The sequence below is a fragment of the Sulfurimonas gotlandica GD1 genome, assembly GCF_000242915.1.
Taxonomy (GTDB): domain Bacteria; phylum Campylobacterota; class Campylobacteria; order Campylobacterales; family Sulfurimonadaceae; genus Sulfurimonas; species Sulfurimonas gotlandica.
Window position 1 is genome coordinate 1,593,467 of record NZ_AFRZ01000001.1, and the last position, 20,439, is coordinate 1,613,905.

The following is a 20,439-nucleotide window of genomic DNA, read 5'->3' on the forward strand; positions in this document are numbered from 1 at the left end:
TTACTAGAAATTGGATAGAATAAAAAATGAATATTTCCAAGCTGCATATTACTTTCAAAGATAAAACTTTAGTAGACATAGCCTTTGACATATCTTCATCTTTAGCTCTTGTAGGGCAGAGTGGAAGTGGAAAAAGTTTGACATTAAAAGCACTTTTGGGAATGTTGCCAAGCAGTATGGCGTGTGAGTTAGAAGTAGAAGCAGGCTTTGAGGTAAAAGCTGGAGAGAACATCTCCTTTGTTCCACAAAACCCTTTCACTGCTCTTTCTCCATTGACGAGAATCAGAAAACAGTTTTTTGTAGATGAAAAAAGAATAGAAGAACTTTTCGCTCAGGTTGATTTAGACATGGAGTTAGCTGATAGATTTGCTCCTGAACTCTCAGGCGGACAGCTTCAAAGAGTTGTTATTGCCATGGCGCTTGAACAAGATCCAAAACTCATCCTTTTAGATGAGCCGACTACAGCACTAGATCCTGAGACTAGAGTTTTAATCTTAGATTTGTTAAGAGAGTTGCAAAAGAAGCATGGATTTAAAATGCTTTTTGTCACACACGATATGTACTCGGCAAAACTTATCTGCGATGAGATATGTGTGATTAAAGACGGAAAAATAGTAGAGAGCGGAAACATGGAAACTATCTTAAATGCTCCACAAGAAGAATATACAAAAACTTTAATTGATGCAAATTTTGCAAACAGGGAATTTAGAAAATGATGAGAACTAAACTAAAAAATATTTTTTTTAGTATTTTACTGCTGGGGTTTTTAACTCCATTTCTGGTACTGGGATATTTTTTAACTGCACACAGTTATGATATCTCTCCGCTTACAAACTATAATCCAGATGTAACAACTAGAATTTATGATAAAAACGGCGATAAAATAGCAAACATATTTGACGAAAAACATAGATATTATGCATCTTTTTCAGAGATTCCTCCAAGAGTTATTGAAGCTCTTGTAGCCATAGAAGACACAACATTTTTTGAACATCCAGGTATAAATATAGATGCTATCTTTCGTGCGGGTATTAAAGTGATTAAGGCCGGAAAAGCGGTAGAGGGAGCAAGTACAATTACTCAACAGCTTGTAAAAAACGTACTGCTAACAAGAGAGAAAAAACTATCACGTAAGATAAAAGAAGCTATATTTGCTCTAAAAATAGAACGGGCTCTTACAAAAGAGCAGATCTTAGAGTGTTACTTAAATGAGATTTATTATGGACATGGATACTACGGCATCAAAACGGCTGCTGATGGTTATTTTCATAAAAAACTAGATGACTTGACTCTGAAAGAGATGGCCATTTTAGTTGGTCTGCCAAAAGCACCAAGTACTTATGCACCTACAAAAAATTATGAAATATCTATGGGAAGAGCAAACCGTGTAATATCCAGAATGCACATACTTGGCTGGATAGATGAAGATACATACACAGAAGCTTTGCTTGAAAGTCCTAAAGTTTTCGATGACACACTTACTCAAAACAAAGCTCCTTTTATAGTTGATGAAGTTGCCAGACGTGCATCTGGACTTGGCATCCAGGATATGAAAACAGGTGGATATGAGATATATACAACTATTGATATCAGACTTCAAGAAGCAGCAAGAGATGCGCTGAAGAATGCTTATGATAATTCACTAGAGCGCATAGAGGGTTACAAGGTAAGAGAAGCAAAGATACTAGAAACAAATCCAGAATACGAAATATCTCAGGATGTAAACACAACTCTTTTAAATGGTTCACTGGTTTCACTTGATTCAAAAACAGGAGATATTTTGGCTCTTGTTGGAAGTGTTGATTATAAGACTTCATCTTACAATCGTGCAACTCAAGGAAAAAGACTTCCAGGTTCTGCATTTAAACCGTTTATTTATCAAGTCGCTGTTGATCTTGGTTACTCAGGAGCCACTGAACTTGTAGATATTGCCAGAACTTATACTTATGAAAAAGATGGTGAAGAGATGAAATGGCAGCCTAATAATTATGAAAAAAACTATAAGGGTCTAATTAGTTTAAGAGAGGCTCTCATCCATTCTAGAAATCTGGCAACAATCAATCTTGTAAATGATATAGGACTGGAGCAACTACTACGAGAGTTGAAAAAATTCGGCATAGAAAATCTTCCTCATAACCTTTCAATTTCTCTTGGAACGATTACACTTTCACCTTTAGAGCTTGCTAAATATTACACATCTTTTGCAAATCATGGTTTGCAGGTAGAACCGCATCTCATTATCTCGATAGACAAAAATGCTAAGACTATATATGAAAAAACACAAAGTACTAACTATATAACAGCACCAACTCAAGCCTATATAATGACGACAATCTTAAGAGATGTTGTTAACAGAGGAACTGGAAGAAATGCTAGAGCCAAAGGCATTGAGCTAGCAGGGAAAACAGGAACTACAAATAATAATATAGATGGTTGGTTCGCCGGTTACTCTCCTACAATAGAGACTATAGTATGGTTCGGAAACGATGATAATACCCCAATGCACAGATGGGAAACCGGCGGTAAAATAGCAGGTCCTGCATTTTCACAGTTTTACGAAAATGTACTAAGATTATATCCTCAAATACAAAGAGAGTTTGTAGCTCCTGAGGGAATTGTCGAAGTTGATATTGGCGGTAGAAAAGAATATTTTAGTGATATTTCTAAGCCACCAAGAGCAGAAAAAGAAGCAAATGCAGAAGAGGAGTTGTTGTTTTGATGAAAAATATATTACTAGCTTTGTTACTACTTAGCAGTATGGCAAGCGCAGAACTGTTTAAAAAGTCAAATGTAGGAGTAGGTGTAGCTATCGGTGGTGGTACTGTAACTACGGTTAGAGACGGACAGCAAAACTACACAATACTTGGTGTTAATGCTGATTATTTCGTAATAGATAACTTGTCTGTAGGTATTGGTTTTATGAGTTGGTTAGGTGCTACTCCTACACTAAACCAAATTACAGTTCCGGTTACTTACTACATACCTCTAAATGAAAAATTGCGTCCATATGTTGGAGCATTTGTAAGAAAGACTTATGTAAGTGATGGTTATGAAGATTTTGAGTCGTATGGTGGAAAACTTGGTGTGGCTATGATTTTATCTCCGAACTCTTATATCGGTGCGGGGATGATAAGCGAACACCAATCATCTTGCTCTAAATGGCAAGATAGTTGCTCAAGAACATACCCTGAGTTTGTGTTCGCTTTCTCTTTTTAGAAGTAGTAGCCAACTCTTAGCGATGCGTAGTTGTCACTCGCTGTATCGCTAAGTCCATAAGCGTAGTTTAGAGTTGTAAACCAGTGAGCATCTATGTTGTAAAAAGCATTAATCGAGACGGTGTTGATAGTCTCTACATTTTTGTAGATGCTGTCACTGCTGTTGTAAGCTCCACTTATATATATTTTTGAAGTTGGGTAAAACCCCAAACCAAAATTATATGATGAAGTATTTTGATACGCTACATTCTCTGCAACTATATCATCATCATTTACAACCGTATAACTGTACCCTCCAAAAATATTTGCATTTTTCATCATATAACTAAGACTCGCAGATGCAGTTAAGTCTGTGTTGTTATTGTTTAGGTCAGATTTATATGTCGGGATGATTGCACCAGCACCTAGACGAAGAGTCAGATTATCTGCAGGATTTAGTTTATAGTAAGCTCCTAGAAATGAATCATTTGTCCCACTGTTGTTATATGTTGCGCTTTGAGAGTTGTAGTATGAAGTACTTGCTTGAAGTGAAAAGTTTTTATAGTAGTAGTCTATCTGCAGGCTTTGAGAGATAGTATCTGAATTTTCAAGAGTCTCATAGCTAGTCTGTGAGTAGTTGATGCCAAATATAATATCAAAGTGATGCGGTGATTCTAAACTTTTGACGGTACATCCGCTTGTATTAACAAGATCACTAAAGGGTGTGTTTGGACATTTGTCAGTTTTATCGTCCACTCCATCCATATCATAATCACTATAGGCAATAAGAGATATTGATATGGCTAGAAGGACAAGCAGTATCTTAGTCATTATATATCCTTTGCTGCCGCTGCTTTAGCAGCGATAGCTTTCATTTATTTATTACCCATAAATCTGTTTTGACCTTGTCCGCCTGCACCAGTTTTGTTCTGTTGCATAGCTTGAGAGCCTGCCTGTTTTTGTTGCATCTGTTGCACTCTTTGCATCTCCTCTGTTTGTTCCATCTGGTTTACACGGCTTCTTTCTCTTGTTCTCTCTCTTGTTTGAGTTTGAAGTTGTTCACCGTCTTTACTCATAGTTGCACGAAGTTCTGCTATAGCAGCAGCTCTCTCATCTGCACTTAGAGCAGAGATAGTTTCCTTAAACTCATTTACCAGTGCTACTCTTTCATCTGGAGTTGCAGCAGCTCCAATCGCAGCTATTTGCTCATCTATAGTAGCTGCACCTAATGTCAATGCTCCTAGCAACATCAAAGTCGCTGTAAGTTTTAAAGTTCTCATCTTAAATCCTTTTCATTTGTTTTTTTGATACTGTTATTGTCGCATAAGAGTGTTAGTCATATGTAAGTCAATTGTTAGCGAAGTGTTAGTTTAGATAGATCAAGAGAGAATGTTGTACCACTCTCCAGTTTACTCTCGACACCTACCTTGATTCCAAGTTCATCGCATAGTTTTTTAACTATATGAAGACCTATTCCGATGCCTCTATCTTGCTCTTTATAAAATCTATCAAAGATTTTTTTTGGATTTTGTATACCTTTTCCTGAGTCGATGATATTTAGAATCATAGAACTTTTCTCATAGACTACTTTCACAAAACCATTTTTCTTGTTGTATTTAGCTGCATTGGTGATTATATTGCTTATTATTCTTGTGAAAGCTTCTTTGTTTGTTAAGAGTTTTATGCCTTTGGCGTCTGCGCTAAAGTCTATGTCAGTATAGTTTTTCTCTACTAAAGAGATTTGCTCTCTTAGTATAGTCCCTAGTTCAAACTCCTCTTTTTGCATATCGTGGTTTTTCAAGTATGAGCGTAGATGCTTTTGAAGTGAGAGTATATTTTCTACGCTTTGCTCGATTCTGTCTACTTTTTCGTTTTTACCTATCTCTCTTTTTAACATGGAACTATTTAGGCGTAAAGTTGAAAGCGGAGTGTTAAAATCATGCAGTATATCTTTGATAAACTCTTGCGTTAGTAGCAGGGCATTTCTAAGAGGATAAAGAGCGTAGAAGGAAAAAAGGATAGATAGTATAAGAACTACTCCAAGAACTGCTATAAAGTACCCTATATCACTCTTTTTTAGCTCATATACTTCTGCGCTGTATTTTTGGCTGTCAAGTTGTAAAAGCATGATGTTTTTTGTAGAACCTGGTATAGGGTAGTAGCTAGTCAATCCTCTCTCATCTTTATATAAAGAGTATAGTTTCTCATCTTTGTGCTCTACAAAGTCTATGTGAAACTGCTCACACTTCAGATCAAAACTACATACCCGCATTTCAGACAAAAGTCTCTCATCAAGTGTCTGTACTTCTTTTGTGAAGTTTATATAAAAAAGAGTTGCAATGAGCAGACCAAGTGAAATAAAAAAAAGTAAAAAGCTTTTTAAAAATGATTCTCTCTCAACTTTATTCAAGAATATATCCTACGCCTCTAAGATTTTTGATATTCAGACCTGTTGTTTGTTTTAGTTTTGTTATGGCTACTCTTAGTCCTGTTGGAGATGGTTTTTCTAAACACTCCATGAGGATGTCTTTATCTAAAACTTGACCAATGTTTTGTATGAAGATACTAAAGAGTTTTTCCTGTGTCTCACCAAGTGCAAGAGCATGACCATCTTTTTTTAGCAGTTTTTTTTGCGGGTTATACTCTATAGTTTTGTATTTGATATTTGAGCTTTTAATTGCTAGTTTAGCGTTTACTCTTATGAGTAACTCTTCTGGAAAAAAAGGTTTTTTTATGTAGTCTTGGGCCCCAATCTCAAAGGCTTTTGCAATTGAGTTCAAATCAACTAAGGCACTGATAAAAATAGCTTGTGTGTTATCATCAGCATCTCTGAGGCTTTTGAGAAGTTCAAGGCCATTTATATCAGGTACGTTGATGTCAAATATATATAAATCAAAACTATGCTCATAACTCTCATCTATTGCTGAGTTTCCAGATGTCACAAGCGTGACATCGTAACCCTCAGATTCTAAGAGTTCATGCAGAGTTTGTGCTAATAATAAGTCATCTTCAAGTAGTAGTATTTTTTTGCTCATACCTTATTATAAGATATGAGTATTAGCGGAGTGTTAACGAAGGATTATTAGTCTTTTTTATCTTCTGGTTTTTTAAGAGATTTGATATTGATTTTTCTTCCAACTTTTTTTGGAGGAAAACTTGCATCTCTTTGTGTTCCGTCATGACGGTGATTTCTTTCTCCAGATTTCCCTGAGAAGATAGCTTTACCGTTTTCATCTTTTCCTAGATATTTGTTAGGCTCTTTTTTAGTTTTTGCCCATTTGTCATCTTTCTTAAAATCTTTTTTGTCACCAGGCTTGAAATCTTTTTTTGGTTTGTCAAAAGATTTTTTGTCATCACTCTTGTAATCTCTCTTTGGTTTGTCAAAAGATTTTGGTTTTGGTTCACCTGTTTGTTCGTCATAACGTTTTTTAGCTTCATCTTTGATGTCTTTTTTTGACATTGATTTCATAGCTGGTCTTGAATCTGTCTTTGGCTTTTCTTTAACTTCATATTCAAAACCCTCTATAATGTCTTGTTTTATAACACGACCTAAAAGAGTTTCTATTGGATAAAGTAGTTTTTGCTCACTCTCATTAATAAGTAAAACAGCTTTAGTAGTGTGAGCCAGTCTAGCCATATAGATAATAGCCTTAGAAGGTACATCAAGACTTATTAGAAAGTCACAAGTTAAACTTTCATCTTTGATAAGAGTTTTGTCATCTAAAACTTGTACATTCTCTAGAGCTTGAGAGTTTTCATTTTGTAAAAATTCCTCAACAACTTTAGCATCTGTAGATGTGACTACGATGATTTTATCGTTTCTATTCTCAGATATTAGCTTGTTAACTAGAGATAATTTCTTATCATTAGGACATGGAAGAACGCGGTGGTTGTTTGGTTTGATGGCAGTTTGGTTTGATGACATAAGAGGTCCTAATGAGGCAATTTGTAATTATAGTTTGGATTATATCTCATATTAGCATAAATTATGCTATTATGGAACAATATTAAGACTAGGAAATTTATGTCATTCAACACACTCGGATTATCAGCTCCGCTTCTTAAAGCTATAAAAGAGCAAGGTTATACTGAACCTACACCAATTCAAAAACAGGCTATACCTGTAATATTAAATAGAAAAGACATCCTCGCGGGTGCACAAACGGGAACAGGTAAAACAGCAGGTTTTACTCTTCCGATGTTAGAGTTATTAAGTCGTGCAAAACATACATCGGGTAAGCACCATGTAAAAGCACTTATCCTAACTCCGACAAGAGAGTTAGCTGCACAAGTTGCAGAGAGCGTTGAGGTATACGGAAAACATCTTCCATTTAAGTCTTGTGTGATTTTTGGAGGGGTGAAAATAAACCCTCAGATAGTACAACTCCGTAAAGGAATAGATATTGTAATTGCAACTCCGGGGCGACTTTTAGACCATATTTCTCAAAAAACTATTGACTTATCTAAAGTTGACTTCCTTATCTTGGATGAAGCGGACAGAATGTTAGATATGGGTTTCATAAATGATATCAGAAAGATTTTAGAGATTCTTCCTAAGCAGAGACAAAACCTGCTTTTCTCAGCAACATATTCAGATGAGATAAAAAAATTATCAGACCGCCTTTTGAATTCTCCGACGCTTATAGAAGTAGCTCGCAGAAATACTGCATCTGAGACTGTAAAACAAGCTGTTTATCCTGTTGACAAAGAGAGAAAACGTGAACTTCTTACTCATCTTATTAATGATGGAAAATGGAAACAGGTTTTAGTCTTTACTAGAACAAAGCATGGAGCAAATCGTTTAAGTGATCAGCTTGAAAAAGATGGTATCACATCTGCGGCAATTCACGGAAACAAAAGCCAAAATGCAAGAACAAAAGCACTAGCAGACTTTAAAAAAAGTGAAGTTAGAGTTCTTGTCGCAACAGATATCGCTGCTCGTGGAATAGATATAGATCAGCTCCCTCATGTTGTAAACTATGAGCTTCCAAATGTTAGTGAGGATTATGTTCACCGTATCGGTAGAACAGGCCGTGCCGGAAATGAGGGTGAAGCAATCTCTCTAGTTTGTGTTGATGAGCTTGAATATCTTGCAAATATTGAAAAACTAATCAACAAAGATATACCGAAAATACATTTAAAAGGCTTCAAACCAGACCCTTCTATAAAAGCAGAGCCTATCAACCAAGGCGGTGGCTCAAGAGGTAAGGGTGGTGGAAACTCGAGAAACAGACCCCGAAATAAGCCTACACAAGGTGGTAGCACTTCAAGAGGCAACTCAAACGGAAGAAGATAAATCCGGCAAAGAGTATTTAGTAGACTTAGCTACAGCTTCTTGGTATATCATACCTTGATGTGGCTGGTCTAACTCCAACTCACTATATAAAAAATAAAAAATATCATCCGCCTCACTTGCATCTACTAAAACAGTCAAAATCTCCTCAGCTTTCATCATATACTCTGACTTAGAGCTTGTTCCTCTGGCATGTGTAGTGTTTGCAGTTATGATTCCTTTTTCTTCTTTTAGTCTCGTTATCATCTCAATAGCTACAGGCTTTGTCAAGATGCAGGTTATAAGTTTATATCTACTCATGATACTCTCGACTCTAGTTTTTCTAGAACTTCTTGAGGGATGTACGTTCCTGCTTTTTCAAGTCTTGTCACATACATAAAACCCATACCAGGAGTGTCTAACTCAGCCGCCAAGTAGATAGCATCGAAGATGCGGTCGACTTGCTCGGTAGAGACGATTATCTGAAGTACTTCTTTCTCAGCTTCAACTGCAACGCCAAGTACTCCAAGTCTTTCACGAACACCGCTTCCCTGAGCATAGTGGATAGTCGCACCTTGTGCTCCAGCTTCCACGGCTACTTTTGTTATCTTGTCTGCGAGACCTTTTTGTAAGATACATGTTATAAGTTCTACATCCGTTAAGATGGTTATATTTCTGTTCATGCATTTTCCTTAATAGCTTTTTTGCGTTTTTGTCCTACCCAGAGACCAGTTATGAGAACTGAGATAATTGGCCCGATAGATGCCATAGAGAGTATCCCAAACCCTTCAATCGACCCGACTGCATCTCCAAAGCCAAGCCCCATAGCCAGAACAAGCGGAACGGTAATAGGTCCGGTTGTAACACCTGCACTGTCCCATGCTATATTTACATAGGCTTCATCAGACATATAGGTAAGTAGTACAGCTACAGAGTAGAGCGGGATGATGATATATCCAAGTGGAAGATTAAAGATAATCTTGACAATCCCAAGTGCTATACCTGTTCCCACTCCAAGAGATACCGCATACATCAAAGTACGCTTTTTAAATACACCCTGAGTAAGATTTTCCACAGTCATTCCAAGAGCGTTTAGAGCAGGCTCTGCCAGAGTCGCACCAAAGCCGAGTATCCAAGCAAATAAAATGGCTACACTAAGACCTATAGCATAAGGATAGAGAGCATCTATGATACTCCCATCCGCTGTGGTGATGGTGTTAAATGCCGCGGGGATTAGGCTTCCTGATTGTGAACCTAGTTTTGCTAAGCCGTAAGTCAGACCTACGTTAAAGATTATCATTCCTAAAACTGCTAGTATGATTCCATAAAAAATAGTACCAGCATTTGGAACATTTGCTTTTAGGACGATTTTAAGCACAAAGAGTAAAAATAATACTAATGGGACAATGGCTCGGATGCCAAGGACTACTTCTTCACCTGGAGTCGTCTCATACCAAGCTAGAGTCTCTACAACTCCACCACTACTTTGTGCCAAAGCAATAATCTCAGAAGGAGTGATTATAAAAGAGAGGTAGATGCCAAGACTCATAACTCCGATGATAGGAAATATAGATGCCAAAGTCACGATGCCAAAGCCTGAGAGAGAACTGTCACCTTTTCCAGATGCTGCTGCTATCCCTATACCAAGAGCAAGAACAAGAGGGACTGTCACAGGTCCAGTAGTAACTGCTCCGCTGTCCCAAGCAAGCCCGAGAATGGAAACTAAGTCGGAGTTAAACATCACATAGATAGTAAGTAAGATAGTCGGTATAAGTGAGATGTAGATATATGGCTTTAGGCTCCAGCCGTAGATAAAACGCATAGTTCCAAGAACTGCGGCAAGTCCTACTCCGATGCCGACAATGAGAACAAGAGCGTTTGAGTAGTCGTTAAGCATTGCATATAGATATGGAGCTTTTTGCACTTCTACAAGTGAACCTGCAGCTTTAAGTGCTCCGATGGCAGGTTCGGCAAAAGTTACTCCGATGCCAAGTAAAAAAGCTATGAGAAGAACAACACTAAGTGAGACTTTTTTTGGAAGAGTATTTCCTATGATCTCGCCAAATGGCATCAGCCCTTGTTTGATGCCTTCCATAAAAAACATCAGACCTAGTATGACGGCAAAAAGACCCGCTGAGATAGTGGAAGCATCTGTGACTGATTGTCTGAGCATAAAAATCTGAAAGAGAACCAAGTAGATGGCTAGAGGCATCAGCCCGTAGACTTGCTCCATAAAACGAACACTCACGTATGGCTTTACCAGACGATAGACATCAAGTGAGCGGAGTTGGATTTTTTCTTCTCTTTGTCTGCTTGTTTGGTTGGTTATGTCGTTATAACTTATCTGAGTATAGTTAGCCTGAACATCACGTGTATAGTCACCGAAACGAATCTGTTTTGGCGGGAGGTTTTGCATCTAAACTCCTTCTTTTATCTTTTTTAATTATAACTATTTTTACATACTGTTTATCTTTAATGCCGATATATTCTTTATAAGAACACGGAGGTTGTATTATGAAAATAGAGCAATCAGAAGTCTCCTTTTTATCTTCTCACAGAAAAAGTCATGAACTTTATGAGAGTGAGAGTTTAGAGATGTGGAACAGGGAAGAAGATGCACCACAGCGACTTCGTCGCGGTGACAGACTGGAACTTACAGAAGATTTTAAAAAGTTTCACAAGCCTATGAGTGAGGTAGCAAAACTTGAAGATGAGATGTTTGATGAGTCACTTGATCCAAAACTTATGGCGATAGTCAGAGCACTTGAAGCGTTGACAGGCAGAAAAATAAATATATCATTTATGCACAATCTAAAAGCTAGTGAGTCAGTAGAAGCTACGGACGATGGTAAAAAAGTGCAGGAAAATGAAGTAGAACGTTTAGGCTGGGGAATAAACTATCATTACGAACGTACAGAGATTAAAAAAGAGTCCTTGCACTTTTCAGTATCTGGCAGTGTAAAAACAGCCGACGGCAGAGAAACTGAGTTTGCACTTGCATTTAGTATAAAACAAGAGTTTCAATCACACGAGAGTATTAGCATAAAAGCCGGAGATGCACTAATAGACCCATTGGTACTTAACTTCGGCTCAAATATTGTGACTATCAGCGATGTAAAACATAACTTTGATTTGGACTTGGATGGCAAGAGTGATGAGTTCTCTTTTGTTGGAAGCGGAAGCGGTTTTTTAGCACTGGATAAAAATAAAGACGGCATCATAAATGACGGTAGTGAGCTTTTTGGTCCAAAAAGCGGTAATGGATTTAACGATTTAAAAGCTTATGACAGTGACAACAATGGCTGGATAGATGAAAATGATGCGGTCTTTGAGCAGCTAATTATCTGGACAAAAGATGCAGACTCTACAGAACATCTCTTCTCACTAAAAGATAAAGATGTAGGAGCACTCTATCTTGGTAGAGAAAAAACCCCTTTTGAGTTGAAAAGTTCAAACGGAACTATGCAAGCACTTATAAGAGAAAGTTCTATTTACTTAAAAGAAGAAGGTGGAGTAGGAACACTACAAGAGTTAGATTTAGTGGTATAATAAAAGAAAAGATTTAGGTTATCACATGGATTTCAAAAAATATATCTATCCACTTTTTTTACTTGCTTTGGCATATCTCCTATTTTCGAGCGATGATGCTAAGTTGATTGTCGCTGGAATTACAATCTTTTTAATCGGTATGGTTTTTATGGAAGATGGTTTCAAACTCTTTAGCGGCGGAGTCATGGAGAAAGTTCTAAAAAAAACTACTTCTTCTGTACCTAAGGCAATTGGTGCAGGGTTTTTAGCTACTGCAATTCTTCAAAGTTCTTCTCTACTCACAATTATTGTTATCTCATTTTTAAGTGCAGAGCTTATCACCCTTAGTGGTGCAATCGCTCTTATTTTTGGATCAAATATTGGAAGCACAACTACAGCCTGGATAGTAGCAGCTTTTGGTGTAAAAATAAAAATTGCACAATTTGCTCTGCCTATGATAATCTTTGGTGTAGTTTTTAGATTCAATAACAATAAGTCATATCAGGGATTAGGAACTATTTTAGTTGGACTTGGGTTTGTGTTTTTAGGTATCGCATACATGAAAGATGGATTTGATGCCTTAAGCAATGGCATCAACTTGGCCTCATATGCAATGGATGGTTACTTAGGTGTTTTAGTTTATGTCCTTGTAGGTGCCGTTGCAACCGTAGTTATTCAATCTAGTGCTGCGACTATGGCTCTGATTATAACAGCACTTGCTACAGGGCAGATTGAGTATTTTAATGCCTTAGAACTTGCAATAGGTGCAAATATTGGAACAACAGTTACCGCCGTACTTGGATCACTCAACTCCAATGCAAATGGAAAAAGACTAGCAGTTGCACACTTGATTTTTAACCTTGTTACAGCTTTTGTGGCCATAGTCTTCTTGTATCAACTAGCATCTATGGTTACTCTTCTTTCTGGTTTTATAGGCATAGATGCCAAAGACTACGCAATGCAGTTGGCACTGTTTCATACTATTTTTAATGTTTTGGGCATACTTCTTGTTGCTCCATTTACCTCCTATCTGGTTAAGTTTTTAGAGTCTATCTTTGTTACAGTGGAAAATATTGACAAGGCAAAATATCTTGATGATGTAGTAATAAATGTTCCAGAAGCTGCCCTAGAAGCAATAAAAAAAGAGGTCGAACATCTTTATGATAATGCCGTAGAAGTACTTTCTCATGCTCTCTTCCTTCATAGACATCAGTATTTGGGATGTAAAGACATGTCTAGTGTTATTAAACACTCAGATAAGGATATAAATACAGATATAAACATTTTTTATGACACAAACATTAAAGAGGTATATGGTCAGATAATCTACTATGCAACTCTTGCTCAAGAAAATATGAGCGAGGAACAAAAGCATAAAGTATATGATTTAAAAGTATCATGTAAGGATATTGTTGAATCCATAAAATACGTTAGAGAGTTACAAAAAAATATTAGAATTTATCTGAATTCAAGCAATGAAGTAATGAAAGATGAATATAACTTTCTAAGAACAGAAATAGCCGAGACAATAGACTCTATAAACAAGATTAGAAATTTTGAAGATGATTTAGACATTCTATCTAGAATTGAACTCTTAAAGAAAGAAGTTGATAAATTGAACTTGATAGAGAGCGGTAAAATAGATTCACTTATTAGAACTAATCAGATAAATAAAAAAATGGCGACATCGCTTATAAATGACAGTTCGTTTGCCTATGATATATCTAAAAACCTGATTCATACAGCATCAGTACTTTGGATAAAAGATAGTGATATACAAGACTTAAGGGAGAGTTCATGAATATAGAAAAGTTGTTTAATAAAGTAGAGAAGTTTTTTGCACTAGAAGAGAGTGAGCAAGAGAAAAAAGAAAACAAAAGAGATAAACTGAGTAACTCATTGGAAAAGAAGATCACATCTCTGAAAAAGAAGATTAAAAAAGCAAAAGATGCTGATGAGAAAGAAGATTTTAAAAAACAGCTTGGAGTACTCAACGAGTTCCTTGAAAAACTAGAATAGTCCTTGTTCTAGTTTCATCATTTTTAAATAATTATGGTGTTACAATAGTAGTATATAGGTACTATAAAGAGGAGTGCATATGATGAAATTTCCCACAGTAAGTGATATCTCTACAAAAGATGTTCTTTGTATAAGGGACTCTAAAACGATTCAAGAAGCTATTGAGCTTATGTACGAAAACAATCATAGGGATATCGTCATAAAAATCGAGGACAAGCGAGAGTTTGGACTTTTGAAAGTTAATGATGTAATCCGCCTTAAGCTCCAAGATATTGATTTTTCTCAGCAAATAAAAACTATAAAGTATGACATAGTGCCATCAGTTAATGATAATGAATCAGTGCTTGATTGTCTGAAGGAGATAGACAGTGTCAACAACTGTCTGTGTGCAGTGGATGATAATTATAACCTTACCGGATTTGTATCATACTATGACATAGTCTCAAGCATAGACCCTCAGCTGATGCTGGAAAAACGTCCCGTGAGTGAGATACTGCTGACTTCACACATCAAACAGGCTTATGTAGTTACTCCTGCATCTGAGGTTGTGAGAATGATGGACAGCATACTTTATGACTGCGTAATAGTCCATGAAGAAGAGACTCCTGTAGGAATCGTAACTACGAAAGATGTTATGCAGATGTTAGGGAACAAGGAAGACTTAACTAAACCAATCTCACAATATATGTCATCTCCACTTCAAACCGTACGTTATGACACTTCTATAAAAGAAGCTCTGGATTTTATACAGCAAAAACATTTTAAAAGACTTATAGTAGAAAACTATGACAGTAAGATAATAGGTCAAGTAACCCAAGAAGAGATAGTAGCAAAGGTTTACTCGCGATGGGCCGAAAACATGAGAGATAATGACGCGCAACTAAGAGAGATAAACAAACTCTTGGCTGCTCGCGCAATGAAATATGAAGAGCTTTCAACTATAGATAATCTTACAGGTATTTTTAACAGATCAAAATTTGAGATGGAACTTAGAAATGAGATAAAGAGGATAGAGAGATATACAACAGATACCTTCTCTCTTGTCTTTTTAGACATAGACCACTTTAAAAATATAAATGATAAATACGGTCATCTAGAGGGTGATAACACACTCAGAGACATGGCAAGACTAATCGAGAAAAACCTTAGAAGTACGGACACCTTGGCTAGATGGGGTGGTGAAGAGTTCGTCATTGTTATGCCTTTGACTCCTTTAGCCTTAGCAAAAGAAGTTACAGAAAAGTTTCGCAAGATTATTGAGCAAGAGCAGTTTTACGTAGTAGGCAATGTAACTTGTAGTTTTGGCATCAGTGAGTTTAAAAAAGGGGATAATGCCCAGTCTATTATCCTGCGAGCAGATCAGGCGATGTATAAAGCTAAAGCTAATGGCAGAAACAGAGTAGAAGTAGTATAGTAAAAGGATTTGTATGAGTAAGATTTTTGTAGTGTTTTTTATGATTTACAGTATTTTATTTGCTAATGAAGCAGATGAGATTATTAAAAAGTTAGACCAAAACATGCGCGGTGAAAACGTCTCTATGAAGCTTACTATGAAGATAATATCCATGGGGCATGAGAGAACTATGAAGATGCAGAGCTGGTCTGATGGGACAAAGAAAAGTTTTACAAAAATTCTCTATCCGCCAAAAGATAAAGGAATCACTTTCCTCTCTCTTGACAACCAGATGTGGCAGTATGTACCAAAGATAGAAAGAACCATAAAAATCCCAGCATCTATGATGCTTCAAAATTGGATGGGAAGTGACATCACAAACGATGATGTAGTAAAGCAGAGTTCAGTAGTCCAAGACTACGATGCAAAAGTGCTAAAAAAAGATGGCAAGCTTGTCACCATAGAACTCATTCCAAAAGAAGATGCAGCTGTTGTCTGGGGAAAGATAGTCTCTCTTATAGACACAGAGACTTACACATCCCAAAAAGATATATTTTACGATGAAGATATGAAAGAGGTAAGAATCTTTCTCTACAAAGATGTAAAAAAATACGGAAAATATTTTATTCCTACATACTGGAAAATCCAACCTTTAGAGAAGAAAGACAACTACACTGAGATGCTACTTGAAGATGTAAAGTACGACACGGAAATATCTGCACAGTATTTTCAAAAGAGTGCTTTGAAACGGTTTTCGAGGTAGTAGCTAGATGTTTAACCTAGCCCTAAAAAACATCTTTTTTTACAAGGGTCGTTCTATTACGACTTTCATCCTTACTCTTGTATCTACAATGCTATTTGTAGTATTTGTATCATGGCAGGACGGCTCCCACAATGCTATGCTTGAAAACTCACTTAAAATTTATACAGGGGCTATTGAGATTTATCATAAAGATTATCGTGATGTTGGAGGGAATGAGTATCTTATTCGTGACGTTAAAACAATTACAGATAAACTCTCAAACATTAATGGCATTGAGGCTTTTAGCACAAGATATGAGACTTATGGGTTGTTGTCTAGCAAAGAATACTCTGCAGCTTCTATGGTAGCTGGCATAGAGCCTCAAAAAGAGAAGCTTCTAAGTTCCATCGCTATAGCACTTAAAGAGGGTGAGTTTTTGGATGTTAACTCAGGTAATTGCCTCTACGCGGGTAGTGAATTAGTTAATAAACTCAAGTTAAGTATTGGTGATGAGGTGACTTTTATAGGCGGTGCCAGTGATAATTCCTTTGCGGCTGATATTTTCAAGTTATGCGGAACATTTAAAACCGGTTCATTTGAGTTTGATTCCAGTGCTTCGTTTGTCAGCAGGGCATACTTTGACGAGCTGATGTATGCAAAAAACATGGCTTCATATATAACAATCAAGGTAGAGAATTTAGATAATGTTGAGATAGTAAACAGTGAAATTTTAAAAGTTCTGGATGATGAAAACTTGGAGTCTCTTACATGGAAGACATTGATGAAAACCATGGTTGAAGCGATGGAGGTTGATAACATATTTGGATATATTTCTCTCTCTTTGTTCTTGGTAGTAATCTTTTTTGTTATTATGATTTATGGCTTTATAAATGTGAGTTCGCGTATAAAAGAGTTTGGAGTTCTTAAATGTGTTGGATTATCAAAGTCTAAGATATTTGCACTTTTGTTTTATGAGATATTTATACTCACAAGCGCAGCCTTCATCATAGCTGTACCAATAGCAACATATATCTGTTACTACTACAGTATAAATCCTATCGTAATAGAAGGAATAGCTGAGATGTACAAAGATTACGGGATTGTCTCGGATGAGATGCCGTTTAATTTTAACATGTATACAATTGCTTGGAATATTGCTCTTATATATATACTGAATTTTTTAAGTATTGTATATCCATATCTGTTTATAAACTCTTTTGAACCGATTGAAGCGAGTAGACATGTTTAAACTAATACTTAAAATGGCTTGGAAAAACTCATTTTTACGGATTTCACGTACACTCTTGGTAATAATAATGATAGCTGTGAGTATGAGTATGATGCTTAGTATTCAGGGTCTTTATGACGGTATGGCTTTTAATATGTTAGACAAAAACAAAAGAAGCGGTAGCGGAGATATCAGCATCTATGCAAAAGAGTATAGAATAGACAAAGATATAAAGCATAGTGTTAAAAATGCACAAAAGATAAAAGAAGAGATAGAGCAGATGCCTGGAGTAAAGGCTGTTGTTTTGAGATTAAAAACAGAAGGTCTTGCCGCTACGGCTAGAAAGTCATCTTTTGCATCTATAGTCGGGATGGACTTAAAAGATGAAGAAGCATTTGGAAAATTTAGTGAGTTTTTAAAAGAGGGCAAAATAGACCTTAAAAAAAGAGGCGCACTTATAGGAATAGAACTTGCAAAAACACTTAAAGTAGGTGTAGGCTCAAAACTCATCTTCTCAACTCAAGACAGTACAGGTGAAATAAACTCTATCTCGGTAAGAATAAGAGCGATAGTTCAGACAACAAACATCTCACTAGATACGAATGCTATCTTTGTAGATATCAAATACCTGCACAAGTTCTTAGCAACTGCTTCCGGTGAAGCTACTCAGATAGCCATAATGGGCGATGATGAAAAACTATATGAAGCTCTTAAAATAAAATATTCTGACTATGATGTGAAGAGTTTTTTAGAACTGCAACCTATGATGAAGCAGATGCAAGATCTGATGGTGATATTTAACTCCATAACTTTTTTCATAGTTATGAGTGTTGTTTTCATCGGTATCTTTGGCGTTATGTATGTCTCAATCTTAGATAGAATCCGTGAGTTTGGTATTGTTCTTAGCATCGGGATGCACTACAAGTACATACGACTTCAGATAATTATGGAGTCAGTTATAGTTGGACTTCTTGGTTATCTGAGCGGTGCAGTTTTGGGAGCAGTGTTGCTACTTTACATCCAAAGTAACGGTCTTGATCTAAGTTCTTTTTCTGATGCCTTAGAGATGTGGGGATATGAGTCAATAATATATGGAACTATAAAAGTCTCCTACTTTACAAACACTTTTATTGCGATAATAACGGCCTCCCTTCTTAGTGTTTTGATACCACTAAGAAAAATAAAAAAACTAAATCCTATAGAAGTTATAAAGGCTGAGAAATGATAAAACTTGAAAATGTTAACAAGTACTTTTTTAAAGATGACCCTAGAGAGGTTCATGCTCTTCGTGATATTAATCTAACTATAGAAGATAGTGAATTTTCGCTATTTAGCGGACCTTCTGGATGCGGAAAGACTACTCTCTTAAATGCCATTGGTGCACTTGACAGCATAGACAGCGGTGAGATTTACTTGGACGACAAAGAGATAAGTTCTCTTAGTGAAGAGCAGCGTACAGAGCTTAGACTTACTCAAATGGGTTTTGTATTTCAGGCATATAATCTTGTTCCTGTTTTGAGTGTTGAAGAGAACATAGGTTTTATTATGAAGCTTCGTGGATTTAGCGATAGCGAGATAAAACAAAGAGTCTTTGAAGTAGCATCTATGTTAGAGATAGACAACAAACTAAGCTCACTCCCAAATGCTCTAAGCGGTGGACAGCAACAACGTGTCGCAGTTGCCCGCGCTGTCGCTGCAAAACCAAAGATTATCTTAGCGGATGAGCCTACAGCAAATCTGGACTCGAAAAATTCTCAAAGTTTGATGGATATGATGCGAGAGTTGAACGAGAAAGAGGGTGTTAGCATCTTGTTTGCATCTCATGACGATATGGTTATGCAGAGCGTAAAGAGAATCATAAGACTAAACGACGGTGCTTTGGTAGATGCGTAAAATAGTCCTACTCTTAGTTTTACTTACACCTGCACTATTTGCAGAGTTTGAGTACAGAGTAGACAATACCAACTTTACAATCTCACAAGGTAGTATAGAACCAAACACAGATAAGACCTATGTCTACAATTACGATAGATTGAGGTTTCGTGGAGACTACACAGAGGGAAATTATTTTGTTACTTTAATAGGTGATGGAGTGAATTACTTTGGACATGACTATGTAAGTTCAAATGATTTTAACTATGTGAAAGAGATAAAATCAGATACACCTTTTAGTACACAGACTAATCATCATGACTACTATGAGGGAAGTGTTTATGCAAAGCTATATAGACTCTATGGCGGTTATGAAGACAACAAAAACAGAGCAGTTGTAGGTCTGCAAAATATCTCCATGGGAGTAGGTCGCATCTGGACTCCAACGAACCTTTTTAATCCTAAAAACATCTACTCACTTGAACCTGATGAGACATTTGGAGTAGCAGCTCTTTCATATACAAGACACATAAACGATACTTCGCATCTAAGTGCAGTGGCATCCCAAAATGCTGACTACACTTTCAAGTATGGAGCTAGATATAAAGCTTTTTTAGACTTTGCAGATTTTGCCATAGATGCTGTAAGCTCTGATGATACTAAGATGCTGGGAGTGGAACTTGAAGGAAATCTAGGTGACACGGGAGTTGAGGTTAGAAGTGAGGGAGCATATATAAAAAATACTCTTAAGACCTTATCCGGTTTAGATGAAAAAGAGTTTTTTCAAGGAATCATTGGAGCTGATTATGGTTTTGTAAATGGTCTTACTGTTATAGGTGAAGCACTTTACTCATCTGAGAAATTTACACGTGGTGAGATACTTCTAAACAGAGACTCCGAGATACTCTCAAATCTTGTTAGTTCAAACTTTTACACAGCAATTTCTGCGACTTACACTTTCAATATATTTTTAGACGGAGGGCTTGTTTACATAGAGAGCTTTAATGATAAAAATTCACGTTTTATATCACCGACTCTTACATATACTATGAATGATTACAATACATTTGTACTTGGTGCGATGATTCAAAATGGTCCTAGCGGAAGTGATTTTGGAGACTATGAAAATACATATTATTTTAAGTATGCACTCTCATTTTAGGTTTGTTTTCTTAAGATAGTAGTGGCCAC

The 20,439-nt window shown here is 36.6% G+C and carries 21 protein-coding genes; 13 read left to right on the plus strand and 8 right to left on the minus strand.

Going from position 1 to position 20,439, the window contains the following annotated elements:
- Positions 1-26 precede the first annotated feature (26 nt).
- The 3 genes from SMGD1_RS07890 to SMGD1_RS07900 are packed head-to-tail and all read left to right on the plus strand — an operon-like array spanning position 27 to position 3,216.
- A complete protein-coding gene (locus SMGD1_RS07890) occupies positions 27-716 on the plus strand; it encodes an ATP-binding cassette domain-containing protein (RefSeq protein WP_008336973.1) in 690 nt (229 codons plus the stop codon).
- Complete coding sequence (locus SMGD1_RS07895; RefSeq protein WP_008336025.1) at positions 713-2,719, plus strand: penicillin-binding protein 1A; 2,007 nt, start codon at positions 713-715, stop codon at positions 2,717-2,719. The genes SMGD1_RS07890 and SMGD1_RS07895 overlap by 4 nt, the downstream gene beginning before the upstream one ends.
- Entirely contained in the window at positions 2,719-3,216 is a 498-nt protein-coding gene (locus SMGD1_RS07900; RefSeq protein ID WP_008336701.1) for a porin family protein, read from the plus strand. The genes SMGD1_RS07895 and SMGD1_RS07900 overlap by 1 nt, the downstream gene beginning before the upstream one ends.
- On the opposite strand, the gene SMGD1_RS07905 is transcribed toward SMGD1_RS07900, so the two are convergent.
- The 5 genes from SMGD1_RS07905 to SMGD1_RS07925 all read right to left on the minus strand — a co-directional run bounded on the left by SMGD1_RS07905 (position 3,213) and on the right by SMGD1_RS07925 (position 7,119).
- The gene (locus SMGD1_RS07905) at positions 3,213-4,025 is read right to left on the minus strand and encodes a DUF3187 family protein (protein WP_008336882.1); all 813 of its coding nucleotides are present in this window, start codon (positions 4,023-4,025) and stop codon (positions 3,213-3,215) included. The two genes, SMGD1_RS07900 and SMGD1_RS07905, sit on opposite strands and share 4 nt — an antisense overlap.
- Positions 4,026-4,069: 44 nt before the next feature.
- A complete protein-coding gene (locus tag SMGD1_RS07910; protein ID WP_008336824.1) occupies positions 4,070-4,474 on the minus strand; it encodes a hypothetical protein in 405 nt (134 codons plus the stop codon).
- Between the two features lie 74 nt (positions 4,475-4,548).
- A complete protein-coding gene (locus tag SMGD1_RS07915; RefSeq protein ID WP_008336388.1) occupies positions 4,549-5,604 on the minus strand; it encodes a sensor histidine kinase in 1,056 nt (351 codons plus the stop codon).
- A complete protein-coding gene (locus SMGD1_RS07920) occupies positions 5,597-6,229 on the minus strand; it encodes a response regulator transcription factor (protein WP_008335745.1) in 633 nt (210 codons plus the stop codon). Before SMGD1_RS07920 ends, SMGD1_RS07915 begins: the two co-directional genes overlap by 8 nt.
- 47 nt (positions 6,230-6,276) lie before the next feature.
- Entirely contained in the window at positions 6,277-7,119 is an 843-nt protein-coding gene (locus tag SMGD1_RS07925) for a hypothetical protein (protein WP_008336501.1), read from the minus strand.
- Positions 7,120-7,218: 99 nt separating this feature from the next.
- On the opposite strand from SMGD1_RS07925, the gene SMGD1_RS07930 reads away from it, so the two are divergent.
- Positions 7,219-8,490, plus strand: a complete 1,272-nt coding sequence (locus SMGD1_RS07930) for a DEAD/DEAH box helicase (protein WP_008336793.1) — start codon at positions 7,219-7,221, stop codon at positions 8,488-8,490.
- On the opposite strand, the gene SMGD1_RS07935 is transcribed toward SMGD1_RS07930, so the two are convergent.
- The 3 genes from SMGD1_RS07935 to SMGD1_RS07945 are packed head-to-tail and all read right to left on the minus strand — an operon-like array spanning position 8,473 to position 10,882.
- Positions 8,473-8,787, minus strand: a complete 315-nt coding sequence (locus tag SMGD1_RS07935; protein WP_008341078.1) for a hypothetical protein — start codon at positions 8,785-8,787, stop codon at positions 8,473-8,475. The genes SMGD1_RS07930 and SMGD1_RS07935 overlap by 18 nt on opposite strands.
- Positions 8,784-9,149, minus strand: coding sequence for a P-II family nitrogen regulator (locus SMGD1_RS07940; protein WP_008336605.1), 366 nt, complete (start codon positions 9,147-9,149; stop codon positions 8,784-8,786). Before SMGD1_RS07940 ends, SMGD1_RS07935 begins: the two co-directional genes overlap by 4 nt.
- The gene (locus SMGD1_RS07945) at positions 9,146-10,882 is read right to left on the minus strand and encodes a DUF1538 domain-containing protein (RefSeq protein ID WP_008336378.1); all 1,737 of its coding nucleotides are present in this window, start codon (positions 10,880-10,882) and stop codon (positions 9,146-9,148) included. Before SMGD1_RS07945 ends, SMGD1_RS07940 begins: the two co-directional genes overlap by 4 nt.
- Positions 10,883-10,980: 98 nt before the next feature.
- On the opposite strand from SMGD1_RS07945, the gene SMGD1_RS07950 reads away from it, so the two are divergent.
- From SMGD1_RS07950 to SMGD1_RS07990, 9 genes are all read left to right on the plus strand, one after another.
- The gene (locus SMGD1_RS07950) at positions 10,981-12,015 is read left to right on the plus strand and encodes a hypothetical protein (RefSeq protein ID WP_008336031.1); all 1,035 of its coding nucleotides are present in this window, start codon (positions 10,981-10,983) and stop codon (positions 12,013-12,015) included.
- Positions 12,016-12,040: 25 nt separating this feature from the next.
- Entirely contained in the window at positions 12,041-13,795 is a 1,755-nt protein-coding gene (locus SMGD1_RS07955; protein WP_008335418.1) for a Na/Pi cotransporter family protein, read from the plus strand.
- Complete coding sequence (locus SMGD1_RS07960; protein WP_008341083.1) at positions 13,792-14,013, plus strand: hypothetical protein; 222 nt, start codon at positions 13,792-13,794, stop codon at positions 14,011-14,013. The genes SMGD1_RS07955 and SMGD1_RS07960 overlap by 4 nt, the downstream gene beginning before the upstream one ends.
- A gap of 79 nt (positions 14,014-14,092) precedes the next feature.
- Complete coding sequence (locus SMGD1_RS07965) at positions 14,093-15,427, plus strand: diguanylate cyclase (protein WP_008336029.1); 1,335 nt, start codon at positions 14,093-14,095, stop codon at positions 15,425-15,427.
- Between the two features lie 13 nt (positions 15,428-15,440).
- Complete coding sequence (locus SMGD1_RS07970; RefSeq protein WP_008336454.1) at positions 15,441-16,169, plus strand: outer membrane lipoprotein-sorting protein; 729 nt, start codon at positions 15,441-15,443, stop codon at positions 16,167-16,169.
- A gap of 7 nt (positions 16,170-16,176) precedes the next feature.
- Positions 16,177-17,397 (plus strand): ABC transporter permease, encoded by a 1,221-nt coding sequence (locus SMGD1_RS07975; protein WP_008335091.1) that lies wholly within the window; start codon positions 16,177-16,179, stop codon positions 17,395-17,397.
- Complete coding sequence (locus SMGD1_RS07980; protein ID WP_008336529.1) at positions 17,390-18,601, plus strand: FtsX-like permease family protein; 1,212 nt, start codon at positions 17,390-17,392, stop codon at positions 18,599-18,601. The genes SMGD1_RS07975 and SMGD1_RS07980 overlap by 8 nt, the downstream gene beginning before the upstream one ends.
- Positions 18,598-19,269 (plus strand): ABC transporter ATP-binding protein, encoded by a 672-nt coding sequence (locus tag SMGD1_RS07985; protein ID WP_008336943.1) that lies wholly within the window; start codon positions 18,598-18,600, stop codon positions 19,267-19,269. Before SMGD1_RS07980 ends, SMGD1_RS07985 begins: the two co-directional genes overlap by 4 nt.
- Complete coding sequence (locus SMGD1_RS07990; protein WP_008336921.1) at positions 19,262-20,410, plus strand: hypothetical protein; 1,149 nt, start codon at positions 19,262-19,264, stop codon at positions 20,408-20,410. Before SMGD1_RS07985 ends, SMGD1_RS07990 begins: the two co-directional genes overlap by 8 nt.
- The last annotated feature ends 29 nt before the right edge of the window (positions 20,411-20,439 follow it).

What these genes read in the sequence shown, in the direction of transcription:
- SMGD1_RS07890 (WP_008336973.1), top strand. Translation starts at nt 27, where the DNA reads ATGAATATTTCCAAGCTGCATATTACTTTCAAAGATAAAACTTTAGTA.
- SMGD1_RS07895 (WP_008336025.1), top strand. Translation starts at nt 713, where the DNA reads ATGATGAGAACTAAACTAAAAAATATTTTTTTTAGTATTTTACTGCTG.
- SMGD1_RS07900 (WP_008336701.1), top strand. Translation starts at nt 2,719, where the DNA reads ATGAAAAATATATTACTAGCTTTGTTACTACTTAGCAGTATGGCAAGC.
- SMGD1_RS07905 (WP_008336882.1), bottom strand. Translation starts at nt 4,025, where the DNA reads ATGACTAAGATACTGCTTGTCCTTCTAGCCATATCAATATCTCTTATT.
- SMGD1_RS07910 (WP_008336824.1), bottom strand. Translation starts at nt 4,474, where the DNA reads ATGAGAACTTTAAAACTTACAGCGACTTTGATGTTGCTAGGAGCATTG.
- SMGD1_RS07920 (WP_008335745.1), bottom strand. Translation starts at nt 6,229, where the DNA reads ATGAGCAAAAAAATACTACTACTTGAAGATGACTTATTATTAGCACAA.
- SMGD1_RS07925 (WP_008336501.1), bottom strand. Translation starts at nt 7,119, where the DNA reads ATGTCATCAAACCAAACTGCCATCAAACCAAACAACCACCGCGTTCTT.
- SMGD1_RS07930 (WP_008336793.1), top strand. Translation starts at nt 7,219, where the DNA reads ATGTCATTCAACACACTCGGATTATCAGCTCCGCTTCTTAAAGCTATA.
- SMGD1_RS07935 (WP_008341078.1), bottom strand. Translation starts at nt 8,787, where the DNA reads ATGAGTAGATATAAACTTATAACCTGCATCTTGACAAAGCCTGTAGCT.
- SMGD1_RS07940 (WP_008336605.1), bottom strand. Translation starts at nt 9,149, where the DNA reads ATGAACAGAAATATAACCATCTTAACGGATGTAGAACTTATAACATGT.
- SMGD1_RS07945 (WP_008336378.1), bottom strand. Translation starts at nt 10,882, where the DNA reads ATGCAAAACCTCCCGCCAAAACAGATTCGTTTCGGTGACTATACACGT.
- SMGD1_RS07950 (WP_008336031.1), top strand. Translation starts at nt 10,981, where the DNA reads ATGAAAATAGAGCAATCAGAAGTCTCCTTTTTATCTTCTCACAGAAAA.
- SMGD1_RS07955 (WP_008335418.1), top strand. Translation starts at nt 12,041, where the DNA reads ATGGATTTCAAAAAATATATCTATCCACTTTTTTTACTTGCTTTGGCA.
- SMGD1_RS07960 (WP_008341083.1), top strand. Translation starts at nt 13,792, where the DNA reads ATGAATATAGAAAAGTTGTTTAATAAAGTAGAGAAGTTTTTTGCACTA.
- SMGD1_RS07965 (WP_008336029.1), top strand. Translation starts at nt 14,093, where the DNA reads ATGATGAAATTTCCCACAGTAAGTGATATCTCTACAAAAGATGTTCTT.
- SMGD1_RS07970 (WP_008336454.1), top strand. Translation starts at nt 15,441, where the DNA reads ATGAGTAAGATTTTTGTAGTGTTTTTTATGATTTACAGTATTTTATTT.
- SMGD1_RS07975 (WP_008335091.1), top strand. Translation starts at nt 16,177, where the DNA reads ATGTTTAACCTAGCCCTAAAAAACATCTTTTTTTACAAGGGTCGTTCT.
- SMGD1_RS07980 (WP_008336529.1), top strand. Translation starts at nt 17,390, where the DNA reads ATGTTTAAACTAATACTTAAAATGGCTTGGAAAAACTCATTTTTACGG.
- SMGD1_RS07985 (WP_008336943.1), top strand. Translation starts at nt 18,598, where the DNA reads ATGATAAAACTTGAAAATGTTAACAAGTACTTTTTTAAAGATGACCCT.
- SMGD1_RS07990 (WP_008336921.1), top strand. Translation starts at nt 19,262, where the DNA reads ATGCGTAAAATAGTCCTACTCTTAGTTTTACTTACACCTGCACTATTT.